The following is a 2,396-nucleotide window of genomic DNA, read 5'->3' as shown; positions in this document are numbered from 1 at the left end:
CCTCGAAGTAAGCCTGGGGATGGGCGCAAACGGGGCAGACCTCCGGCGCGGCGGTGCCCACCACAATGTGTCCGCAATTCCGGCATTCCCAAACCTTGACCTCGCTCTTCTTGAAGACCTCTTGGGCTTCCACATTCCGGAGCAGGGCGCGATACCGCTCCTCGTGGTGCTTCTCAATCTCACCAACGGCGCGGAATTTGGCGGCCAATTCAGGAAAGCCCTCCGCTTCGGCAGTCTTGGCAAAGCCCTCGTACATATCTGTCCATTCGTAGTTTTCTCCGTCGGCGGCGGCTCCCAGGTTCTCGGCGGTGGAACCAATTCCCTCCAACTCCTTGAACCACATTTTTGCGTGCTCTTTCTCATTGTCCGCGGTTTTTAGGAACAGGGCGGCAATCTGCTCGAAGCCCTCTTTCTTGGCCTTGGAGGCGAAATAGGTGTACTTATTCCGGGCCTGGGACTCCCCAGCAAAAGCGGCCTCCAGGTTTTTCTCTGTCTGTGTTCCGGCGTATTTGGACATGATGAATTCCTCCTTTTCAAATTTACAAAATGAATGCGAAAAGTTACAAAAAAGCTCTAAAAACTGTGTTTTTAGAGCTTTTGGTACGCCCGACTGGATTCGAACCAGCGGCCTTCAGAGTCGGAGTCTGACGCGCTATCCAACTGCGCCACGGGCGCATACCTAACGATATAAAATTTTCGGTCTCCCGGCTATCCGGGAAAATAGTAGTCAAACAGTAGTCAACTCACGGCGTTTTTTCTCTGCCATACCGCCAACGCCCCTGTTTGCAGGGCCTTGCGCCGTATCTCAGCCGGATTGGTCAGAAACGTCGGAGTCTGACGCGCTATCCAACTGCGCCACGGGCGCATACCTAACAATATGAAGTTTTCGGGGTTCCGGCTATCCGGGAAAATAGTAGTCAAACAGTAGTCGGCTCGCAGCGTTTTTTCCTCTGCCGTTCCGCCAACGCCCCTGCTTGCAGGGCCTTGCGCCGTATCTCAGCCGGATCGGTCAGAAACGTCGGAGCCTGACGTGCTATCCAACTGCGCCACGGGAGCATACCACCTATGCATTTTGCTACGTGCGGAAACAGAAGGACCGTTCCTCTGAGTTCTAAACTAGTATAGCAGAATTTCCCCAGTCTGTAAAGCGTTTTGTTAAAATTTTTTTAGGCTGAGGAAAAACTGTACTTCGCCCCCTTGGGCAAAGGCATCCTTAAGGTTTCCATGGGGGCCCATTTAGGGCACAATGATTACCTCACCCTGCTTAAAGCACTGATATGCTACTAGACCTCGCTGCCCATTATCTTAGACACATCCGCCATGGCAGAAAGCGTGTTTCTTCCTGGCTCAAGACGATGTGGCTGGGATGGACGTCCAGGGTAATGCTTTGGAGTTGGACACGATTCCTATTTCTCTCCAGTCTCACGTCCAGGTTAGAGAGTGGCTTATCCAGAGGAAGGCCATAGGCTGGGCAGCCACGCGGTTTAAGCCCAAGCCTCAAAACCTGTAAAATGCTAAAAAGCGGCAGGTCCCAATTTAGATGACCTGCCGCTTTTTATAAACTATGTATTCTCTGTTCCCTCAAAGCTCAGCCGCGCCTCGGAATCGGAAGGTAATGCCGCCCGCTACGCGGTCGTCACGATCCGAAAGGCTTTCCCCCATGCGCGCCTATCCGTCAGCCTTGGCCGTAGTAGGCCCCGGGGCCGTGCTTGCGGAGATAGTGCTTATCCAGCAGCTCCTGCTGCATGGCCCCCAGGCCCGGCGTCAATAACATGGCGTGGAAGTCCATAAAGGCCCATTCCTCCAGCACCACAGCGTTGTGTACGGCGTTAAAGGGGTCCGTCCCCCAGGCGAAGGGACCGTGGCTGTGGACCAGCACCGCCGGGACCTGGGCAGGGTCGATCTTCCGCTCCCGGAAGGTCTCGATGATGACATTGCCCGTCTCCAGCTCATAGCTTCCCGCAATCTCCTCCGGAGTCATCTTCCGGGTGCAGGGGATTTCGCCGTAGAAGTAATCCCCCTGGGTGGTTCCCTGGGCCGGGACGCCTTTCCCCGCTTGGGCGAAGGAGGTGGCCCAACGGCTGTGGGTGTGGACGATCCCACCCAAGGCCGGGAACGCCTTATACAGTGCCAGGTGCGTATCCGTGTCGCTGGAGGGCTTGTACCGGCCCTCCACCCGCTCTCCGGTCTCCAGGCTCACCACCACCATGTCCTCGGGCTTCATGCCGTCGTACTCCACGCCGGAGGGCTTGATGACCATCAGGCCCTGTTCCCGGTCGATACCGGAGACATTGCCCCAGGTGAAGGTGACCATGCCGTATTTCGGCAGCAGCAAATTCGCGCCGCAGACCTGTTTTTTCAGTTCTTCAAGCATATTTCTTACCTCATAATATACC

The 2,396-nt window shown here is 55.6% G+C and carries 2 protein-coding genes and 1 tRNA gene; all 3 read right to left on the bottom strand.

Features of this window, described 5'->3' with window-relative positions:
• The coding region (gene rbr, locus JX325_RS15415) for a rubrerythrin (RefSeq protein ID WP_204791943.1) at positions 1-517 on the bottom strand (517 nt) is incomplete at its 3' end.
• Between the two features lie 81 nt (positions 518-598).
• A tRNA-Arg gene (locus JX325_RS15410) sits at positions 599-675 on the bottom strand.
• Between the two features lie 1,000 nt (positions 676-1,675).
• Positions 1,676-2,374: an L-ribulose-5-phosphate 4-epimerase gene (locus JX325_RS15405; RefSeq protein WP_204791942.1), complete on the bottom strand. Its 699-nt coding sequence runs from the start codon at positions 2,372-2,374 to the stop codon at positions 1,676-1,678.
• Positions 2,375-2,396: the final 22 nt, after the last annotated feature.

The organism is Oscillibacter sp. CU971, assembly GCF_905219725.1.
Taxonomy (GTDB): Bacteria; Bacillota; Clostridia; order Oscillospirales; family Oscillospiraceae; genus Oscillibacter.
The sequence above is the reverse complement of the archived record's forward strand: the minus strand, read 5'-3'. Positions and strand labels throughout refer to the sequence as shown.